Origin of the sequence: Streptomyces sp. YPW6 (genome assembly GCF_018866325.1) — a bacterium.
Lineage (GTDB): Bacteria > Actinomycetota > Actinomycetes > Streptomycetales > Streptomycetaceae > Streptomyces.
On sequence record NZ_CP076457.1, the window covers coordinates 1,682,258 to 1,700,074 of the forward strand.

Sequence of the window (17,817 nt, forward strand, 5' to 3'; positions counted from 1 at the left end):
CGCCCCGCCCCTCCGCCCCTCACGAGGACCACGGCAACGCCACCCCCGCGCCTCTCACCCGCCCGCCAGCACCACGGTCTCCGCCGCGTCGAAGCGGACGCCCACGACCGCGCCCTCGTCCGGGGTGTCCCGCAGGGAACATTCGGCCTCCAGCACCGGGGCGTTCTCGGGCAGCAGCCGTACGGTCACGTGGTTCCCCCGGAACGTGCGGACGCCGACCGTGCAGCGCAGACCGTCCTCGGGAGCGCCGATCCGGACCCCGGCGGGCCGCACCAGCAGGTCGGCCTCGCCCTGCGGGGAGCCGTCGGGCACCGGGACCTTGCCCCAGGCGGTGGCGGCGGCCTGTCCGGTGACCGTGGCGGGGGTGACGTTGTCGAAGCCGAGGAACCGGGCGACGAACGCGGAGGCGGGGCGCCGCCAGACGTCCAGCGGGGTGCCCTCCTGCGCGATCCGGCCGTCCCGCATCACGACGACCCGGTCGGCGAGCGCGAACGCCTCGCCCTGGTCGTGCGTGACGGCCAGCACGGTCGTCCCCAAATCCCGGAAGAGCGTGCGGAGTTCCACGACGAGCCGTTCGCGCAGGCTCCGGTCGAGCTGGCCGAGGGGCTCGTCGAGCATCAGCAGCCTCGGGCGTGGGGCGAGGGCGCGGGCCAGGGCGACGCGCTGCTGCTCGCCGCCGGAGAGCGCGGCGACGGCCCGGCGCTCCGCGCCCGGCAGACCGACCAGCTCCAGGAGTTCGCGGACCCGCGCGTCCGTCCCGGCCCGGCCGGTACCGTGCATGCGCAGCCCGAAGCCGACGTTGGAGCCGACGTCCCGGTGCGGGAAGAGCTGGTGATCCTGGAACATCAGGCCCAGCCCGCGCCGGTGCACCGGGACGCCCGCCTGGTCCTGTCCGGCCAGCAGGACCCGTCCGCCGTCCATGGGCTGGAGCCCGGCGACGGCCCGCAGCAGGGTGGACTTCCCGCTGCCGCTGGGCCCGAGGAGGCAGACGATCCGGTGGTCGGCGACCTCCAGGTCGACCGCGTCGAGCGCGGCCCGCTCCCCGAACCGTACGGTGGCGGCCTGCAAGCTCAGCATGGCGTTCAGAACTCCCCGGATCGGTCGGTGCGGATGCGCTCCAGGAGCAGCAGCGACACCGCGCACACCAGCATCAGAATCGTGCTCAGGGCCATCGCCTGCCCGTAGTTGAGCTCCCCGGACCGGCCGAGCAGCCGGGCCACGGCGACCGGCAGGGTCGGGTTGTCGGGCCGGGCGATGAAGACCGTCGCGCCGAACTCCCCGAGGGAGACGGCGAACGCGAAGCCCGCGGCGACCAGCACCGCCCGTCGCACCAGCGGCAGATCGACCTCCCGCCAAGCCCGCAGCGGCGATGCCCCGAGCACGGCGGCGGCCTCCCGCAGCCGGTCGTCGACGGCCCGCAGCACGGGCAGCATGGTCCGTACGACGAAGGGCACACCGACCAGCGCCTGGGCCAGCGGGACCAGGATCCAGGAGGTCCGCAGATCCAGCGGCGGCTTGTCCAGGGTGATCAGGAAGCCGAAGCCGACGGTCACGGCGGAGACCCCGAGGGGCAGCATCAGCAGGGCGTCGAACCCCCGCACCAGCCGCCCGGCCCGCCGGGTCAGGGCCGCCGCCGCGAGCCCGCCGACGGCCAGGGCGATGAGCGTCGCGACGAGCGCGTACCGCAGGGAATTGCCGACGGCCTCCAGCGGCGGCACCAGGAAGGTGGAGGAGCCGCCCGCCCCGACCGACTGGAGGGCCTCGTAGTAGCCGAAGCCGTACCCCCCGGGGCCGTCGAAGGACCGTTCCACCAGCACACCGAGCGGCAGCAGGATCAGCAGCAGGGCGGTGAGCAAGACCCCGCCGAGCAACGCCCACTGTCCCGCGCCACGCGGCCTGCGGGAGGTCTGCGCCGGGTCCACCAGCTTCAGCGCCCGCTCCCGGCGGCGTACGGTCGCGGCGTGCACGGCGAGGATCCCGCCGACCGCGGCGAACTGCACCAGGGTCAGCACGGCGGCCGTCGGCAGGTCCAGCAGCTGCGCGGTCTGCCGGTAGATCTCCACTTCCAGGGTGGAGTACGCCGGTCCGCCGAGGATCTGCACGACGCCGAAGGAGGTGAAGGTGAAGAGGAAGACCATCAGCGCCGCGGCGGCCACGGCGGGGGTGAGCGCGGGCAGCGTCACCCGGCGGAACGCGGCGAACCGCCCGGCGCCCAGCACCCGGGCGGCCTCCTCCTGGCGCGGGTCGAGCTGGGACCAGAGGCCGCCCACCGTGCGGACGACCACGGCGTAGTTGAAGAAGACGTGGGCCAGCAGGATCGCCCAGACGGTGGTGTCGAGGCGGACGCCCCACAGCTCGTCGAGGAGCCCGCCGCGCCCGAGCAGCGCCAGGAACGCGGTGCCGACGACGACGGTGGGCAGCACGAACGGCACGGTGACGACGGCCCGCAGCAGCTGTTTGCCGGGGAAGTCGAAGCGGGCGAGGACATACGCCCCGGGCAGGGCGATCAGCAGGGTGAGCGCGGTCGAGGCGAGGGCCTGCCAGGTGGTGAACCAGAGGACGCCGAGGATGTCCGGGCGGCTCAGCACCTCGCCGATCCGCGCGAACTGCCAGTCGCCGCCCACCTTGAGCCCGCGGCCGACGATGGCGGTCACGGGATAGGCGAAGAACAGCGCGAAGAACGCGACGGGCACGGCCATCAGGCCGAGCCGCACCGCGGCTCCACGCCGCCCGGACCCGCCACGGGCGGGCCGGGCGGCCTCCTTCCCGGTCCCTACTTCAGGACCAGCGACTGCCACGACTGGATCCACTGCTCACGGTTGGCGGCGATCTTCTCGGGCGCGACGGTGGGAGGCGTGTCGACCTTCTCGCCGTGCTGCGTGAACAGCTCCGGCAGCTCGGCGTCCGTCACGACCGGGTTGACGAACATGTTCAGCGGCATGTCCTCCTGGAACGTCTTACTGATCATGAAGTCCAGCAGGGCCTTGCCGCCGGCCTCGTTCTTCGCCCCGCTCAGCAGCCCGGCGTACTCGGTCTGCCGGAAGCAGGTGCCGGTGGCGACCCCGGTGGGGGCCTCCTTCGGCTGCGGGTCGGCGTAGAGCACCTCGACCGGCGGGCTGGAGGCGTAGGAGACGACGAGCGGCCGGTCGGCCTTGGTCTTCTTGCCGCCCGCGGAGCCGGAGAACTCCTCGTTGTACGCCTGCTCCCAGCCGTCGACGACCTTGACGCCGTTGGCCTTCAGCTTCTTCCAGTACGCCTCGTAGCCGTCCTCGCCCTCGGCGGCGATGGTGCCGAGGAGGAAGCCGAGACCGGGCGAGGAACTGGCCGCGTTCTCCGTGACGAGGAGGTTCTTGTACGCGGGCTTCAACAGGTCCGCGAAGGTCTGCGGCGGCGCGAGCTTCTTGTCGGCGAAGTACTTCTTGTCGTAGTTGACGCAGATGTCACCGGTGTCGACGGGCGTGACCCGGTGCTTCTCGTCCGTCTGCGTGTCCGCCGCGACGCGGTCCAGGCCCTTGGCCTCGTACGCGGTGAACAGACCGTTGTCGAGGGCGCGGGAGAGCAGGGTGTTGTCGACGCCGAAGAAGACGTCGCCGCGCGGGGAGCCCTTGGTCAGGATCTCCTGGTTGAGCGCGGCCCCGGCGTCGCCGCTCTTGAGGGTCTTGACCGTGTAGCCGGTCTCCTGGGTGAAGGCCTTCAGCACGTCCTTCGAGACGTTGAAGGAGTCGTGGCTGACCAGGGTCACGGTCTTGGAGCCGCTGCCCTCGGACGCCCCGGAGCCCGCGGAGCCGTCGTCGCTGCCGCAGCCGGCGAGCACGGTGACGCCGAGTGCCGCGGCGAGCGCGGTCGCAGCGTACTTCGTGGTGGTGTTCATGTGATTCCTCCTGGAGGTGACCAGGAAGAGACGCGGCCCCGCCCGCTGTCCGGCGAACCGGAAGCGGGCAGGGCGCAACAGCTTGAGTAAGGTCCGAACTTCCTACCCGGAATGACCCGGGCGAGGTTCAGAGGGTCTGCGGCCAACCTGTCCTTGGTGCCGCACTCTCAGCGCTGTGGCGCTCCCCTGTCGGAATATGAAGTTGATTTCGGCCCAGGCTACACCGGCGGATTCCGGCCGAAGCGGAGAGGCCCCGGGGCGCGGGACCGAGGGCGCAGGACCGACGGCGCGGGACCTGGCGTCCTCGCCCGTCGCCTGCTGTGCGACGGGCTGCGGGCGACGACGCCGGTCGGACGCGACGACGCCGGTCGGACGACAGCCCTCAGCGCTCGGAGGCCGCCAGCTGACCGCAGGCTCCGTCGATCTCCTGGCCGCGGGTGTCCCGGACGGTGACGGGCACGCCGTGGGCCGCGATGGCCTCGACGAACGCCTTCTCGTCCTCGGGGCGCGAGGCTGTCCACTGGGAGCCGGGCGTGGGGTTCAGCGGGATCAGGTTGACGTGCACCCGCTTGCCCTTGAGCAGCCGGCCGAGCAGGTCGCCGCGCCAGGCCTGGTCGTTGATGTCCCGGATCAGGGCGTACTCGATGGAGATCCGGCGGCCGGACTTCTCGGCGTACTCCCAGGCGGCGTCCAGGACCTCGCGGACCTTCCACCGGGTGTTGACGGGGACCAGGGTGTCGCGCAGCTCGTCGTCCGGGGCGTGCAGCGAGACGGCGAGGCGGCACTTGAGTCCCTCGTCGGCGAAGCGCAGCATGGCCGGGACGAGCCCCACGGTGGAGACGGTGATCCCGCGCTGCGAGAGGCCGAGGCCGTCCGGCTCGGGGTCGGTGAGCCGGCGGATGGCGCCGACGACGCGCTTGTAGTTGGCGAGCGGCTCGCCCATGCCCATGAAGACGATGTTGGAGAGCCGGGCGGGACCGCCGGGCACCTCGCCGTCGCGCAGGGCGCGCATGCCGTCGACGATCTGGTGCACGATCTCGGCGGTCGACAGGTTCCGGTCGAGGCCGGCTTGCCCGGTGGCGCAGAAGGGGCAGTTCATCCCGCAGCCGGCCTGCGAGGAGATGCACATCGTGACGCGCTCCGGATAGCGCATCAGGACGGACTCGACGAGCGTCCCGTCGTGCAGCTTCCACAGGGTCTTGCGGGTGGTGTCGTCGTCGCAGCTGATGTGCCGGACCACGGACATCAGCTCGGGGAACAGCGCCTCGGCGAGCTTCTCCCGCGACGCGGCCGGGATGTTGGTCCACTCGGCCGGGTCGTGCGCGTACCGCGCGAAGTAGTGCTGCGAGAGCTGCTGGGCGCGGAACGGCTTCTCGCCGGCCGCGGCGACGGCTTCCTTGCGCTCGGCGGGCGTGAGGTCGGCGAGGTGCCGCGGCGGCTTCTTGGCTCCGCGGGGCGCGACGAAAGTGAGTTCTCCGGGCTTAGGCATGGTTCATCCAGTGTGGCAGACACGCCGAGGTGCCCCGGGTCGTCGCCCAGCTCAGCGGCGACCCGGGCGGGCCGGTGCCGGTCGTTGATGGTGGTTGTGGGTCGTCGTTGGCTGCCCCTCGACGGCCCACAGACGGCCCGGCCCGTTGGCCGCGTCCGCAGGTCACGGCCGCCGGTCGGCACTGCTGGCGGGAACCGTGCCGACGGCCAAGAGGTGCGAGCTGGCGGCGAGGAGTTCCGGGTACGGCTCCGCCATGCGGGCCGCGTCCATGGCTGAGGCGATCAGCTCATCCGTGGGACCTTCGCCCGGCTGCTGCTCTGCCGCCTTCACCAGCGACCAGGCCGGGCCCTCGATGCCGAAGACCTGCACATCCACCAGCCCGGAGGCGACCAGCTCTTCCACCAGCTCTTCGGCTCGGTGGAAGTACGAGAGGGTGAACCCCCGCGATCCGTCATAGACGGCCGTCTCCAGGATCTTGGAGACGGAGTTGTGAATCCGCTCGGTGTGCAGGTGGGCGTACGTGACGTGCTCGAAGAGCGACGCATAGCGATTGATCGCGGCGGCGGCCACCAGTCCCCCGGGCTTGGCCACACGGGAGGCTTCCGCGAGTGCCCGTTGCCGGTCGGCCGGGTCGGGCAGGTGGTACAGCGGCCCGAGGAGCTGGACAACGTCGAATGTGTCGTCCGGCTCGGGAAGGTCGCGCGCGTCACCGACCACCGCCGGGCACACCGCCGTCGCGGCCTCAACGTGACGGGGCACCGGGTCCACCAGAGCGACGTCGTAGCCGTCCTTCACCAGCCATTCAGCGTGAATCCCGGTCCCCCCGCCCACGTCGAGCACCCGTGCCGGCGCGGGGGGCAGAAAGCGTCGGAGGAGTTCCTGAGTTCTAGCCAGTTCCATCCGACCGTCTGCCGAGCTGCGCAGGCGGCTGTCCTCGTTGACCGTCTCGCCATAGAACCGCATCACGGAGGGAGCCAATTCGAGATTCGACATGGTCGCAGTATCGTGTGTACCGGTGGACCAGTCCAGTGCAGGGAATAGGGGAAGCCATGGCAGTCCTGAAGTACGAAGAGATCGCAGAGTTCCTGCGCACCCGCATCGCCGCTGGTGAGATCGCGCCCGGGGACACAATTCCGTCCGGCCGAGAGCTGGCCGAGCAGTGGGATGTGTCACGCGCCACCGCAATCAAGGCAGTCGATGTACTGCGAAACGATGGCGTGGTCGTGGCGAAGCAGGGAACCGGGTTCGTGGTCACGGAGACGCCCGTTGCACGCCCCGCCGGCGCTCGCCGTGCCGGATCAGCGCGCATCTTGGGCGGGATGCCGTTCCTGCGCGTCGGCGAGCCCGACTGGGCGGAACCCCCCGCCCGCGTCGCCGCCACCCTTGGGCTCTCCCCCGGGGCGAAAGCGCTCCGGCGCGTTCGCGTGCTCCAGCTCCCGGACGGAACGCCGAATAGCTGCGTTGAGGCGTGGTTCCCGCCGGAGGTCGCGGAGGTGTCGCCGCGCCTGGCAGACACCGCCCCGATCGCAGAAGGGACGACGCGATACGTCCGACGTCAGACCGGGCGGGGCCCGGCAGAAGGCGTGGACGTAACGACTGTGCGCGGCGCGTCGGAGACGGAAGCGGACCGCCTGGGGGTACAGGAGGGGGCACCGGTAGCCGTGCTGCTGCACACCGCGTACGACGAGCAAGGCAAGCCGCTGGTCTGCGAGGAAGGCGTCACACCGTCCTCGCTCTTCGAACAGGTCGATACCTACGCAATGTAGGCATAAAGCGGCAAACGAAACGGCTGGACCGGTCCACCGGTTCAGCTTTTTTTATTGCCTCGAAACGCCGCCCTACCTGCACTTTCCGTCACTTCGGCACGACGAAGCGTGAGTCCACCGCTTGACTGGACCGGTCCACCGGTCCAGTCTCTTGGTTGTGGCCATCGCCCGATCCGGAACTTCCGGAAAGGGCGATGAACCACGCAGAAGGGGCCCTCTTTGGGCTGCTTCGACCTGCACGACTGGGCGTCACATCTTCGGATGTGACGCCAAGGGGCCCGTGAGAGATCGGGCCGAGGGTCCCGGATCCCTGGTCAACCGGAGGGCTTAGACCGAAAGGTCACGTCTCCATACGCCTACCCGGGAGCTCGTGTTCCCGAAGGAGACACACGCACGTCCAGACCATCCGCAGTGCCCATGACCGCTGTGGCCGGTTGCCTCCTCCGCCCGTCCAGTTCGCTTCACGCGGTGCTGTACGGGCGGGGCTGAGGGGAGCCGGGCTGTCCGGATCTACAACCCCAAGGGGAGACATGAGTACCGAGACCTTCGAGACCATCCGCTTCACCGCCGATGTCGTCGTCACCACCACCAACGGACACGTGCTGCTGATCGAGCGCGGCTGGGACCCGCACAAGGGTGCGTGGGCCCTGCCCGGCGGTCACGTCGACCCCGGCGAGACCAGCCGCGAGGCCGCCGCCCGTGAGCTTGCCGAGGAAGCCGGCGTGTACGCGGCCCCCGGCGAGCTGAAGCAGATCGGCACGTTCGACCAGCCCAACCGCGACCCGCGCGGCCGGTACATCACGGTCGCCTACCACCTGACCGTCATCCCCGGAACGATCGTGGAGGCCGGTGACGACGCGACCCGTGCCGAGTGGTGGCCGCTGAGCGACCTGCCCCCGCTCGCCTTCGACCACGCGGACATCCTCCGCACGGTCACGGCTTCGGCCTCCTGACACACCACACCAGTCACCCCAGACGGCGCGAGGCCCCGGTGCGGACACACCGGGGCCTCTTCGGGCCGTCACACCTGCTAGGGAGAACACGACCCATGCACAGCATCGCAGCACTTCAGGCCGCCGTTACGGCTGCCGCCCCGTTCGGCGGTGAGCCGTCGGACGCCGAGCTGGACGCGATCGACCGGGAGATGCCCGCCATCCTGGCGGATGTCGCCCTGCTCGATGCGCAGATCATGACCATCGACCGCACCCCGACCGAACTGGACCACCAGCGCATCCGGCGGGCCCGCCGGCGGGTCCTGGCGGCCCGCCGGGAGCTGGCCAACCGGTCGGCCGGCGTGAGCCTGTCGGGGGGTGCGGCCTGATGGACAGTCGCTTCGATCTCACCGAGTACGACCGCACCCGCATCCTCGCCGCCCGGCAGGCCCTCGCGGACGCGCAGGCCGTGAGCCTGCTGGATGCGTCCGCCATGGCCCGGATGATCGGCCGCCTTGAGGTGACCGTGGAAAGCCTCATCGAGATGGTCGACCCTCCGGTTTCGGGTGGTGCGGCATGAGTGCCAAGGCCGCGAAGACGGTTCTTCCCGCGGTCGCGATGACGGCGGTGTCCATGGTCCTCACGCTGGCCGTGGTCGTGATGTGGCTCGGCACCTCGATGCCGTGGGCGATCGCTCTCGTGGTCGGTCTCGGGATCGACGGCGGGTGGCTCGCCACCCTCGCCTACGAACGCCGTCTCGCCGCGCAGGGTGACCACTCCACCCCGGTCACGGCGGTGGGCTGGGGCTTCGGCCTGGTCGCCACGGGCGTCCTGGTCGCCCACGCCGTCACCGCCGACGAAAGCGCCGGCGCGTGGCTCGCTGTCGCCTGGCTGCCGCTGGCCGCGAAGGCCCTGTGGCTGGTCCACGGGCTGTGGGAGCGCACCGCGCTGACCGGGTCCGCGCTGGAGGCGATCCAGGGCATCCAGCAGGAAGCCCGCGACGAAGCCGCCGTGGCCCGGGCCCGGCTTCGGGCAGAGGCGGGCACGGAGGAGACGCGGCTGACGGCTGTGACGCAGGCCGGGGCGCGCGTCGCACGCGTCCAGGCACAGACCGCCACCACCCTCGCCCGGGCGTGGTCGATGCTGGAGAGCACCCGGTCCGGGAAGGACACGGGCAGGGCGCTGACCAGCGTGACGACCCGCGTCACACCCGGCGTCACACCCACGTGGGAGCTGCCCGTGTGGGGCCCCACCAACCCCGTCCCTGCCCTGGACGCGGCCCCCGCGCTCACGGATGCGGAGCTGGACCGGCTGGTGGATGAGATCCGGCACAGCGAGACACCGGCCCTGTCCTACCGGGAGATGTCCACCCGGTTCCGGGCCGCCGGCCACTCCGCCTCCGAGGTCCGGTTGCGGGGCGCGTGGAAGCGGGTGGCGGCATGAGCACGCCGACGGAGACACCGATCCGGTCCGTCAGCTACGGCGGGGGCGTCCAGTCCACCGCCCTGCTGGTTCTGGCCGCGCAGGGGCGGATCGACTTCCGTACGTTCCTGATGGCCAACGTCGGGGACGACAGCGAGCATCCGGGGACGCTGCGGTATCTGGAGGAGTACGCCCGCCCGTTCGCAGCCGAGCACGGTATCGAGCTGGCGGTGCTGGACCGGGTGATGGTCCGCACGGGTGAGACCCGCACGTTATACGGGCAGCTCACCAAGAAAGGCAGCCGGTCCCTCGCCATCCCGGTCCGCATGTCCAACGGGGCCCCCGGGACGCGTAGCTGCACCGCCGACTTCAAGATCAAGGTGATCGGCCGTGAGCTGAAGCGCCGGGGCGCCACCAAGCAACACCCGGCGACGATCGGGATCGGGATCAGCCTGGATGAGATCCACCGTGCCAACAAGCGCCGCTGCGAACCGTACGAGGAGATCGTCTACCCGCTGCTCGAACTCGGTCTGCGGCGGATCGACTGCGCCCAGATCATCCGGGAAGCGGGCCTGCCCGTCCCGCCGAAGTCCTCGTGCTGGTTCTGCCCGTTCCACCGGCCCGAGACCTGGCACGACATGCGCCGCAACGAACCCGCCCTGTTCGAGAAGTCGTGCCAGCTCGAAGAGCTGCTGAACAGGCGTCGCGACGTGCTCGGCAAGGACCACGTCTACCTCACCCGGTTCGGCCGGCCACTGCGCCAAGCCATCCCGGACGGGGTCGACGTCCTGCCCGGCTTTGAGGACACCGACGGGCTGTGCGACTCCGGCTGGTGCATGACATGACCCCCGACCCCCTTGCTACCGCCCCGCCCCTGGGAAGGACCCGCATGGAAGAGAACCTGCCTGCCGCCCGGCTGCCGTCCGTCGTGCACCTCCCGGACGGCACCCCCACCTACACCGACCACCTCCCCGCCACCTACCAACCGGCCAACACCGCACCGCAGGTCATCCACGTCCACCAGGCACCCCCGGACCGCACCGTTCAGCGCCTCGCACTCGGCTCCGGCATGGGCGCCGGGGCGGTGGCCGCCGGCGTCTACTTCGGCCCCCTGCTGGTCGGCGTCCTCACCGCCATCGCCGCGAACCTCGCCCTCCTCGCCCTGGTCGCCGCCGTGTGTGCCTGGGGCGTGGTCACGGTCGTGAAGTCGGTCGGTAGCTCGGACGGCAAGGCCGCCGCGTCCTCGCTGCGCAAGGGCCGCCGTCGCTGACGGTCCTCTGTCCGCCCGGTCTCGCAACCGGGCGGGTGGAGGGCCGGACAGACCGGCCCCACCAGGGAGGTTCACCGTGTACAGCTACACCCGAGCCGAGTCCCGCGAGCGCGCCCGCCTGTTCCGCAAGGGCTTCAAGGAGGCCCTGGCCGACTGCGTCGACAGCAAGGTCACCGCCCGCATCGAGGCCATCGACGCCGCTGCCGCCGAGCGCGGGCAGCGGGAGCTGAAGGCGCTGCACGAGGTGCAGGCCACCGCCCGCCAGAACCTGGCCGCCGCCAAGGCCGCCGAGCGCACCGCGCCCCGCACGGAGCGGGCCGCCGCCCGCCAAGCCCGCAAGGACGCCGAGCAGCGCGTACGCCTGGCGGAGCGGGCCGTGAACAAGGCCGAGCGGAGCTGAGCGGGGGTGGCCGGACCCGGCCAAGGAAACCGGCCACCCCCTTCTTTCCCCCGGTCCCGAACCATCGAGCAGGAGGAAGCATCAGCATGACGGACACCACCACGGCGGCCGCGCATCTGCGGCCGGTCCCCGACCTGGACGACGACACCGAGACCACCGTGCCGGTCGCGGTCGACAACCCCGCGCTGCCGGAACCGAAGGTGAGCGTGGAGAAGCGCAAGCCGGTTCTGGCCGGTTGGCTGACCGACCGGCGCGACTTCACTGCCACCGCCCGCCACGCCGGGGCGAACGTCGGATACAGCGCCCTGTTCCACGGCGTTCGGCTCCCGGTGTATGCCGGTCGGCTTGCGCTGATGTCGCCGCGGGGAGCCTGCCGGTTCATCGCCACCACCAACCGGTGGATCTGGGACCGGGAAGCCGCACCGTTGCGGGCCGCCGCCGTCCGCGCGGAGGACGTCGAGGAGTACATGCGCCTGGCCCGGCTGCGCGCGGGCCGGGTTCGGCTGCGCGGCCTGGTCGCCCTGGTCGCGGCCGTATTCGGCGTCGGCTTCGCCCTGTGGCTTTACGTCATGGCCCCGGCGCTGATGTACGCGTTCGCGGCCGGCGGTGTGCTGCTGCTCGGTATGGCCGGTCAGCAGCCCGACGCCCCGGTCATCGGCCCTGCCGTGCTGAAGGCGGAGGTGCAGAAGCTCACCGGCAGCATCGTGCTGCGCGGGCTCGACTCGATCGGGAGCGCGAAGATCTCCGCCGCGATCAAGAAGGGCGGCGAGATGAACGGGCTGCGTTTCACCAGCGAGATCGTCCGCGACGGCCCCGGCTACCGCGCCGACCTCGATCTCCCGTACGGGGTGACGCCCGAGGACATCATGGAGGCCCGCAAGCCCCTGGCGTCCGGGCTGCGCCGCAAGGTCGGCTGCGTCTGGCCCTCCCCCGACCCCGCCGAGCACGAAGGACGCCTGGTGCTGTGGGTCGGGGACAAGCCGATGAACGAGACCACCAAACCCGCCTGGCCCCTCCTCAAGACGGGGCAGGTGGATCTGTTCCGGCCGGTGGTGTTCGGCAACGACCAGCGGATGCGCGACGTGTCCGTGACGCTGATGTTCGCCGCCGTCGTCGTCGGGTCCATCCCTCGGATGGGCAAGACGTTCCTCATGCGGCTGTTCCTCCTCATCGCCGCACTCGACCCGCGCGCCGAGCTGCACGCGTTCGACTTCAAGGGCACCGGCGACTTCGGCGCCCTCGAACCCGTCTGCCACCGCTACAGGGCAGGCGAGGAGAACGACGACATCGCATACGTCCTGGACGCGTTGCGGGAGCTGAAGGAGGAGCTGCGCCGGCGGGCGAAGGTCATCAAGTCCCTGCCGCGCTCCCGCTGCCCGGAATCCAAAGTCACCCCCGAACTCGCCAACGACAAGAGCCTTGGACTGCACCCCGTCGTGGCCGGGTTCGACGAGTGCCAGGTGCCGTTCGAGCACGAGGAGCACGGCAAGGAGATCGAGGCGATCTGCACCGACCTCGTCAAGCGCGGCCCGGCGCTCGGGATCGTGACGCTGTTCGGGACGCAGCGGCCGGACGCGAAGTCGCTGCCCACCGGGATCAGCGCGAACGCGGTGCTGCGGTTCTGCCTCAAGGTCATGGGGCAGCCCGCCAACGACATGGTGCTGGGCACGTCGATGTACAAGGCGGGGTACCGGGCCACCATGTTCTCCCGCTCGGACCGGGGCATCTGCTGGATGGCCGGTGAAGGCGACGACCCGCGCATCGTCGCGTCCGCGTTCGTGGACGCGGTGGCAGCCGAGCAGATCGCCGCACGGGCCCGCCAGGTCCGCGAGGAGTACGGCAACGTCACCGGCCACGCCATCGGCAACGGCCCCGAGAAGACCGGCCAGTCCGATGTGCTGGCCGACGTCCTCGCCGCCATCGCCCCCGACGAGAGGGCCGTCTGGTGCGAGCGGATCGCCACCCGGCTCGCTGCCGCCCTGCCGGACGTCTACGGCGGGTGGAAGGGGGAGAACGTCACCGCCGCCCTCAAGCCCCACGGCATCAAGGCCGGGCAGGTCTGGGGCCAGACCGACACGGGCGAGGGCAAGAACCGGCGCGGGATCGACCGCGCCGACATCACCGCCGCCATCACTCGCCGTAACCAGAACAAGGCTGCCGCCTGACCCCAGCAGCGCTGCTAGACCTAGCACCCCCGGCTGCTAGGTCTAGCACCACCGCTAGCACCCCACACCCGCCATGAGCTGCGACCTAGCGTCTAGCAGCCCACCTGCGGAAAAACCCGGAAACCCGCCCATCGAAGGGATGTGAGCCCCTCGTGGCGCTCGCTAGCCTCCTCATCCTCCTCACCGCAGCCGGTTACGCAGTGTTGTGCGCGGTGAAGCCGTTCGCCCCGTGCCGGAAGTGCTCCGGCATCGGCGTCCGCACCCGCCGCCGCACCGTCACCCTCTGCCGCCGCTGCCACGGCGACCGCGCCCGACTCCGCATCGGGCGCCGGCTGCTGAACAACAGCCGCAGCATCCACGCGGCCGGCACCCGACCCCAGCCCACCGACCGGAAGGCCACCCCATGGCAGTGACCCTCTCCCTCGTCGCCCTCTTCGGACTCGTCCTGTTCTTCCTGCTCCGGTCCGGCAGCCTCACGCCCGGCGGCGCGTTCACCGCCGCCGGGTTCGGGTTCTTCCTCGCCTCCACCGGAGCCGCCGGACCCATCAACCAGATGGCCGCCGCCCTCATCGACGCCCTCCCCAACATCTGAGGAACCCGCCCCATCCGGCAACTGCGCTTGGGGCGTGGCTCAGTCAGGCGAGGGGCCAGCCGGCGAAGCCGTCGTCGGTCTGGTAGACCAGCGCGATGTTCTGCTCCTCAAGAAGCTCCTGCACATCAGGTGTGGGGGCGGTGGGCAGCAGCACGGCGACGCGCAGGGTCTTGTTGTTCGGTACGCGCCGGCGGTAGTCGGCAAGCTGACCGATGGCCATGCGGACGTTGGCCCGGGTCGTGAGCCCCTTGGCCTCGTACAAGGCGTGGTCGTTCACGTCGTACAGGTCAGGGGTGAGCGTCCCGGGCTCGCCCGCGATCGTGAACTGGAAGCTGTGGGTCTCGTGCCCCGCCGCGGTCAGGTGCGCGACGAACGCCTTCACGAGCTCGCCCTCGCGCCGCTTCACCTTGCGCTGACTGGCCGGGATCTCCGCGACCGTCTCCGACGTGCTGTGCTGCTCGGTCTTCTTGACCTTCGCACCGCTCTGCTTCGGCAACACGATCGGCGCCGGCACCATCACCGCGGGATCGGTGATCTCCATCGTCGTCTTCGTGGCCGGCGGCTGCTTGTCCGCCTCCGTCCACGCCGGCGTCGTGCCCGGCGCCGGGCGGAAGCGGAAGACCAACACATCCCGCATCACGCCGTCCTTACCGGGACCGCGGCGGACGACATACGGGGTGACGGGGTCCAGCACCATCTGCCCGATGTACCGCTGCCTCATCGCGCCGCCGGGTGACACCGCGCCGTGCGCAACGAACAGGTGAATATCACGGCCCTTGTCCTTTGCGGTCAGCAGAGAGCTGTTGCGGCCGGTCGGGCTCTGCGGGCCATTCGCGCCGGCACCCGTGTACAGGTACAGCGGCCCGAACTCGTCGTCCTCGCCCCGCCCATCGAAGGTGTAGCCGTACTCCTCACCCGCGGCCGGGTCGGAGTAGACGAACACCTTCTTCGAGGCCGAAGCCGGCTCGATTCCCTGGAACGTCCCGCAGCCAAAGGCTGCCGCGATGTCATCGCGCATCGTCACGAGGCCCGGCACAAGATCAGCGGTGGTCAGCATGCCAACGACCCTAGACCCTGCCACTGACACCGCGCCTTCCCATTTCCCCAGGCCACACCTACCGCGGGGCCCCGCGCCCAACATCCCACCGCAACGCCGAGGGCGGCCCCCGTCTCGCCAAAGTCCGGGGCCGCCCTCGTTCCACCCAACTCAACAGTGGAGGCACCCAGCATGACCCAACCCACCCCCATCCGGCGAGAGCGCAGCTACCTCGCCGCCGCCCTGACCGCGGCCGAACGCGGTTGGCACCTCTTCCCCTTGCGCCCCTACGACAAGCGCCCCGCCCTCCACGGAGAGACCGCCTGTCCCGCCACCGGCGACTGCGCGGCCGGCCACCGGAAGTGGGAGCAGCGCGCCACCACCGACCCCGACCGTATCCGCGCCGCCTGGTCGACCGGGGCGTTCAACGTCGGTCTGGCCACGGGCCCGTCCGGGCTGGTCGTGGTGGACCTGGACCCGGTCAAGGCCAAGGATCCGAAAGGAACGCCTGACGGCGTCACTTCCCTGCAAGCGCTCTGCGAGCGCGCCGGACAGACCGTCCCCACCACCTACCGGACCCGGACCGCGAGCGGCGGACACCACCTGTACTTCACCGCCCCGCCCGGGGTCCGGCTCGGCAACAGCGCGGGCAGGCTCGGCAAGCACATCGACACCCGCGCCCACGGCGGATACGTCGTCGCCGCCGGGAGCACCCTCCCGAACGGTACGTACGACGTGGTCGACCCCACCGAGCCCGTACCGCTCCCGGAATGGCTGTACGCCCTCCTGATGCCTCGTCAGGCCCCCCGGGGTCTGACGGCTGCACCCATGCCTGTTCGGGCCTCTCGGTACGCCGCAGCGGCTCTCAGGGCCGAAACGGCGGCCGTCGCCGGGGCCGGGGAGGGCGTGCGGAACTGGACGCTGGTCCGGGCCGCCCGAGCGTTGGGGCGGTTCATCCCGTCCGGCGACCTCGCCCGCCATGAGGTAGAGCAGGCTCTTAATTCGGCGGGAATGGCGGCCGGACTCCGGGAGAACGAGTGCCGCAAGGCTGTGGCGAGCGCTCTGAACTGGTCCGTCGCCCACAACTCCGGGCGGCCGGCATGACCACCGCCAGGAACCTGCGACTTAAGAGCCTGCCTGCCACCCCGAACACCCCGCAGGCCGCCAACCCCACGGCAGCACGGATGACCGGTGGCGAGCCGAAAGGCGTCGCCGAAGGCGTCCCCGTTGCTGTTCGCCCTGACCCGCAGGTCGGGGACGGGCGGCGGGTGGTCGGGTTTCTCCGGATCAGCGCCCCAGGGCGGAACGCTCGGCCGGCCGCCGAGTCGGTCTGCTCCTGCGGCCGTCACGAGACCGCCCGGGGCCAGGCCCGCGTCCTCGCGCTGATCGACGACCACGCCGCCCACCGGGCCACCTGCCCGATCCAGACCGAAGGGAGGACCGCCGCGTGAACACCGCCGAGGAGCTGCCCGCACCTTCCAACCCTCTCGCCGTCGCACGGCGCATCGTCCCCGACTGGACCACCCAGGACGGACACCTGCGACTGCGTCGCTGGCGCGGCTCGTGGATGCACTGGACCGGAACCTGCTGGCGTGAGTACGACGAACAGCAGATGCGCGCCGGGCTCTACAAGCGGCTGGAGCACTGCGTCCACACCGTGCTGAACAAGAAGGGCGAGCCAGAGGCTCACCCGTGGGCCCCGACGAAGACGAAGATCAGCAACCTTCTCGACGCCATGTCCGCAATCACCCTGCTGCCCGCCGACACCGACGCCCCGTCCTGGATCGACCACGAGCACGGCCAGCACGACGACAGCCCGATCGTCGCGTGCCGCAACGGGCTCCTGCGCATCCGGGACCGGGCACTACTGCCCCACGGGCCCGGGTTCTTCAACATCGTCTCCGTCCCCTACGACTTCGACCCCAACGCCACCGCCCCCACCTGGAAAGGATTCCTGCACGGAATCTGGCCCGATGACCCCGCCTCCATCGCCGCGTTGCAGGAGTGGTTCGGCTACGTCCTGTCCGGGCGCACCGACCAACAGAAGATCCTGCTCATGAAAGGGCCCTCCCGGTCCGGGAAGGGCACCATCGCCCGCATCCTGAAAGAGCTGGTCGGCAAGGAGAACCTGGCCGGGCCCACCCTCGCCGGACTCGGCACGAACTTCGGGCTCTCCACCCTGGTCGGCAAACCCCTCGCGGTCATCTCCGACGCCCGCCTCTCCGGCGACGGCGGGCAAGTCGTCGAACGGCTCCTCACCATCTCCGGCGAGGACACCATCGACATCGACCGCAAGTACCGCGACGTCTGGACCGGCAAGCTCCCCACCCGGCTCATGGTCCTGACCAACGAGCTGCCGAACTTCGGAGACAGCAGCGGGGTCATCGCCCGGCGGTTCGTCGTCCTCAACATGACCGTCTCCTGGCTCGGCCGCGAGGACACCGGACTCACAGACAAGCTCGCCGCCGAGATGCCCGGCATCATCAACTGGGCCCTGGACGGCCTCGCCCGCCTGGAGCGCAACGGCCGCATCACCGAACCCGCGTCCTCCCAGGACGCCATCACGATGATGCAGGACACCGCCTCACCCACCAGCGCATTCGTTCGGGAACGCTGCACCACCGGCCCCACCCGTGACGTCCCCGTCGACGTCCTGTGGAACGCCTGGCGCGAATGGGCCGAGGACAACGGCGTACGAGCCATCGGCACGAAGCAGCTTTTCGGCCGCAACCTCCTCTCCGTCGTCCCCCAGCTCAACCGCACCCGCCCCCGCGACGCCTACGGCCGCCAGGTAGCCACCTACACCGGCATCGCACTCAACACGGCCGAACCACATCTGCCTGAGTCGTGACTCATCGCGACTCAGACCCGCCG

20 protein-coding genes and 1 riboswitch are annotated in these 17,817 nt (G+C 70.7%); of the genes, 14 read left to right on the plus strand and 6 right to left on the minus strand.

The window, feature by feature from the left end; genetic code table 11:
- Positions 1 to 54 precede the first annotated feature (54 nt).
- The 5 genes from KME66_RS07240 to KME66_RS07260 all read right to left on the minus strand — a co-directional run bounded on the left by KME66_RS07240 (position 55) and on the right by KME66_RS07260 (position 6,353).
- Positions 55 to 1,077, minus strand: a complete 1,023-nt coding sequence (locus KME66_RS07240) for an ABC transporter ATP-binding protein (protein WP_216320279.1) — start codon at positions 1,075 to 1,077, stop codon at positions 55 to 57.
- Positions 1,078 to 1,082: 5 nt separating this feature from the next.
- The gene (locus tag KME66_RS07245; RefSeq protein WP_216329136.1) at positions 1,083 to 2,699 is read right to left on the minus strand and encodes an iron ABC transporter permease; all 1,617 of its coding nucleotides are present in this window, start codon (positions 2,697 to 2,699) and stop codon (positions 1,083 to 1,085) included.
- Positions 2,700 to 2,773: 74 nt separating this feature from the next.
- Entirely contained in the window at positions 2,774 to 3,871 is a 1,098-nt protein-coding gene (locus tag KME66_RS07250; RefSeq protein WP_216320281.1) for a thiamine ABC transporter substrate binding subunit, read from the minus strand.
- Between the two features lie 81 nt (positions 3,872 to 3,952).
- Positions 3,953 to 4,069, minus strand: a riboswitch (TPP riboswitch).
- A gap of 184 nt (positions 4,070 to 4,253) precedes the next feature.
- Positions 4,254 to 5,360, minus strand: coding sequence for a 23S rRNA (adenine(2503)-C(2))-methyltransferase RlmN (gene rlmN, locus KME66_RS07255; RefSeq protein WP_073213813.1), 1,107 nt, complete (start codon positions 5,358 to 5,360; stop codon positions 4,254 to 4,256).
- 162 nt (positions 5,361 to 5,522) lie between these two features.
- The gene (locus tag KME66_RS07260) at positions 5,523 to 6,353 is read right to left on the minus strand and encodes a bifunctional 2-polyprenyl-6-hydroxyphenol methylase/3-demethylubiquinol 3-O-methyltransferase UbiG (protein ID WP_216320283.1); all 831 of its coding nucleotides are present in this window, start codon (positions 6,351 to 6,353) and stop codon (positions 5,523 to 5,525) included.
- A 56-nt stretch (positions 6,354 to 6,409) separates the two neighbouring features.
- Here KME66_RS07260 and KME66_RS07265 point away from each other — a divergent pair, with 56 nt between their 5' ends.
- The 11 genes from KME66_RS07265 (at position 6,410) to KME66_RS07315 (ending at position 13,907) form a co-directional block, all read left to right on the plus strand.
- On the plus strand, positions 6,410 to 7,126 hold the full coding sequence (locus tag KME66_RS07265) for a GntR family transcriptional regulator (RefSeq protein WP_216320285.1): 717 nt from the start codon (positions 6,410 to 6,412) through the stop codon (positions 7,124 to 7,126).
- Between the two features lie 530 nt (positions 7,127 to 7,656).
- The gene (locus KME66_RS07270; protein WP_216320287.1) at positions 7,657 to 8,079 is read left to right on the plus strand and encodes an NUDIX hydrolase; all 423 of its coding nucleotides are present in this window, start codon (positions 7,657 to 7,659) and stop codon (positions 8,077 to 8,079) included.
- A gap of 95 nt (positions 8,080 to 8,174) precedes the next feature.
- Positions 8,175 to 8,447 carry a DUF6284 family protein gene (locus tag KME66_RS07275; RefSeq protein WP_216320289.1) on the plus strand — a complete coding sequence of 91 codons (273 nt, stop codon included), beginning with the start codon at positions 8,175 to 8,177 and terminating at the stop codon, positions 8,445 to 8,447.
- Entirely contained in the window at positions 8,447 to 8,638 is a 192-nt protein-coding gene (locus KME66_RS07280) for a hypothetical protein (RefSeq protein WP_216320290.1), read from the plus strand. The genes KME66_RS07275 and KME66_RS07280 overlap by 1 nt, the downstream gene beginning before the upstream one ends.
- A complete protein-coding gene (locus KME66_RS07285) occupies positions 8,635 to 9,501 on the plus strand; it encodes a protein spdB (RefSeq protein WP_216320292.1) in 867 nt (288 codons plus the stop codon). Before KME66_RS07280 ends, KME66_RS07285 begins: the two co-directional genes overlap by 4 nt.
- A complete protein-coding gene (locus KME66_RS07290) occupies positions 9,498 to 10,325 on the plus strand; it encodes a phosphoadenosine phosphosulfate reductase (RefSeq protein ID WP_216320295.1) in 828 nt (275 codons plus the stop codon). The genes KME66_RS07285 and KME66_RS07290 overlap by 4 nt, the downstream gene beginning before the upstream one ends.
- 44 nt (positions 10,326 to 10,369) lie before the next feature.
- Positions 10,370 to 10,750, plus strand: coding sequence for a DUF6251 family protein (locus tag KME66_RS07295; protein WP_216320298.1), 381 nt, complete (start codon positions 10,370 to 10,372; stop codon positions 10,748 to 10,750).
- A 76-nt stretch (positions 10,751 to 10,826) separates the two neighbouring features.
- Positions 10,827 to 11,150, plus strand: a complete 324-nt coding sequence (locus KME66_RS07300; protein WP_216320301.1) for a hypothetical protein — start codon at positions 10,827 to 10,829, stop codon at positions 11,148 to 11,150.
- Positions 11,151 to 11,236: 86 nt separating this feature from the next.
- The gene (locus tag KME66_RS07305) at positions 11,237 to 13,315 is read left to right on the plus strand and encodes a cell division protein FtsK (protein ID WP_216320304.1); all 2,079 of its coding nucleotides are present in this window, start codon (positions 11,237 to 11,239) and stop codon (positions 13,313 to 13,315) included.
- A 152-nt stretch (positions 13,316 to 13,467) separates the two neighbouring features.
- Positions 13,468 to 13,728: a hypothetical protein gene (locus KME66_RS07310; protein WP_216320307.1), complete on the plus strand. Its 261-nt coding sequence runs from the start codon at positions 13,468 to 13,470 to the stop codon at positions 13,726 to 13,728.
- Positions 13,719 to 13,907, plus strand: a complete 189-nt coding sequence (locus KME66_RS07315) for a hypothetical protein (protein ID WP_216320310.1) — start codon at positions 13,719 to 13,721, stop codon at positions 13,905 to 13,907. The genes KME66_RS07310 and KME66_RS07315 overlap by 10 nt, the downstream gene beginning before the upstream one ends.
- Before the next feature lie 43 nt (positions 13,908 to 13,950).
- Here KME66_RS07315 and KME66_RS07320 read toward each other — a convergent pair whose 3' ends face one another.
- Positions 13,951 to 14,964 (minus strand): hypothetical protein, encoded by a 1,014-nt coding sequence (locus tag KME66_RS07320; RefSeq protein ID WP_216320312.1) that lies wholly within the window; start codon positions 14,962 to 14,964, stop codon positions 13,951 to 13,953.
- A gap of 171 nt (positions 14,965 to 15,135) precedes the next feature.
- Between KME66_RS07320 and KME66_RS07325 the strand changes: the two genes are divergently transcribed.
- Genes KME66_RS07325 through KME66_RS07335 form a run of 3 tightly spaced genes read left to right on the plus strand, consistent with a single transcriptional unit; the run spans position 15,136 to position 17,794 of the window.
- Complete coding sequence (locus tag KME66_RS07325) at positions 15,136 to 16,047, plus strand: bifunctional DNA primase/polymerase (RefSeq protein ID WP_216320316.1); 912 nt, start codon at positions 15,136 to 15,138, stop codon at positions 16,045 to 16,047.
- Positions 16,044 to 16,394 carry a hypothetical protein gene (locus KME66_RS07330; protein ID WP_216320320.1) on the plus strand — a complete coding sequence of 117 codons (351 nt, stop codon included), beginning with the start codon at positions 16,044 to 16,046 and terminating at the stop codon, positions 16,392 to 16,394. Before KME66_RS07325 ends, KME66_RS07330 begins: the two co-directional genes overlap by 4 nt.
- Complete coding sequence (locus KME66_RS07335; protein ID WP_253208253.1) at positions 16,391 to 17,794, plus strand: phage/plasmid primase, P4 family; 1,404 nt, start codon at positions 16,391 to 16,393, stop codon at positions 17,792 to 17,794. Before KME66_RS07330 ends, KME66_RS07335 begins: the two co-directional genes overlap by 4 nt.
- Positions 17,795 to 17,817 lie beyond the last annotated feature (23 nt).

Coding starts and splice junctions, on each gene's coding strand:
- KME66_RS07240 (WP_216320279.1), bottom strand. CDS start 1,077: ATGCTGAGCTTGCAGGCCGCCACCGTACGGTTCGGGGAGCGGGCCGCG.
- KME66_RS07245 (WP_216329136.1), bottom strand. CDS start 2,699: ATGGCCGTGCCCGTCGCGTTCTTCGCGCTGTTCTTCGCCTATCCCGTG.
- KME66_RS07250 (WP_216320281.1), bottom strand. CDS start 3,871: ATGAACACCACCACGAAGTACGCTGCGACCGCGCTCGCCGCGGCACTC.
- rlmN (WP_073213813.1), bottom strand. CDS start 5,360: ATGCCTAAGCCCGGAGAACTCACTTTCGTCGCGCCCCGCGGAGCCAAG.
- KME66_RS07260 (WP_216320283.1), bottom strand. CDS start 6,353: ATGTCGAATCTCGAATTGGCTCCCTCCGTGATGCGGTTCTATGGCGAG.
- KME66_RS07265 (WP_216320285.1), top strand. CDS start 6,410: ATGGCAGTCCTGAAGTACGAAGAGATCGCAGAGTTCCTGCGCACCCGC.
- KME66_RS07270 (WP_216320287.1), top strand. CDS start 7,657: ATGAGTACCGAGACCTTCGAGACCATCCGCTTCACCGCCGATGTCGTC.
- KME66_RS07275 (WP_216320289.1), top strand. CDS start 8,175: ATGCACAGCATCGCAGCACTTCAGGCCGCCGTTACGGCTGCCGCCCCG.
- KME66_RS07280 (WP_216320290.1), top strand. CDS start 8,447: ATGGACAGTCGCTTCGATCTCACCGAGTACGACCGCACCCGCATCCTC.
- KME66_RS07285 (WP_216320292.1), top strand. CDS start 8,635: ATGAGTGCCAAGGCCGCGAAGACGGTTCTTCCCGCGGTCGCGATGACG.
- KME66_RS07290 (WP_216320295.1), top strand. CDS start 9,498: ATGAGCACGCCGACGGAGACACCGATCCGGTCCGTCAGCTACGGCGGG.
- KME66_RS07295 (WP_216320298.1), top strand. CDS start 10,370: ATGGAAGAGAACCTGCCTGCCGCCCGGCTGCCGTCCGTCGTGCACCTC.
- KME66_RS07305 (WP_216320304.1), top strand. CDS start 11,237: ATGACGGACACCACCACGGCGGCCGCGCATCTGCGGCCGGTCCCCGAC.
- KME66_RS07315 (WP_216320310.1), top strand. CDS start 13,719: ATGGCAGTGACCCTCTCCCTCGTCGCCCTCTTCGGACTCGTCCTGTTC.
- KME66_RS07320 (WP_216320312.1), bottom strand. CDS start 14,964: ATGCTGACCACCGCTGATCTTGTGCCGGGCCTCGTGACGATGCGCGAT.
- KME66_RS07325 (WP_216320316.1), top strand. CDS start 15,136: ATGACCCAACCCACCCCCATCCGGCGAGAGCGCAGCTACCTCGCCGCC.
- KME66_RS07330 (WP_216320320.1), top strand. CDS start 16,044: ATGACCACCGCCAGGAACCTGCGACTTAAGAGCCTGCCTGCCACCCCG.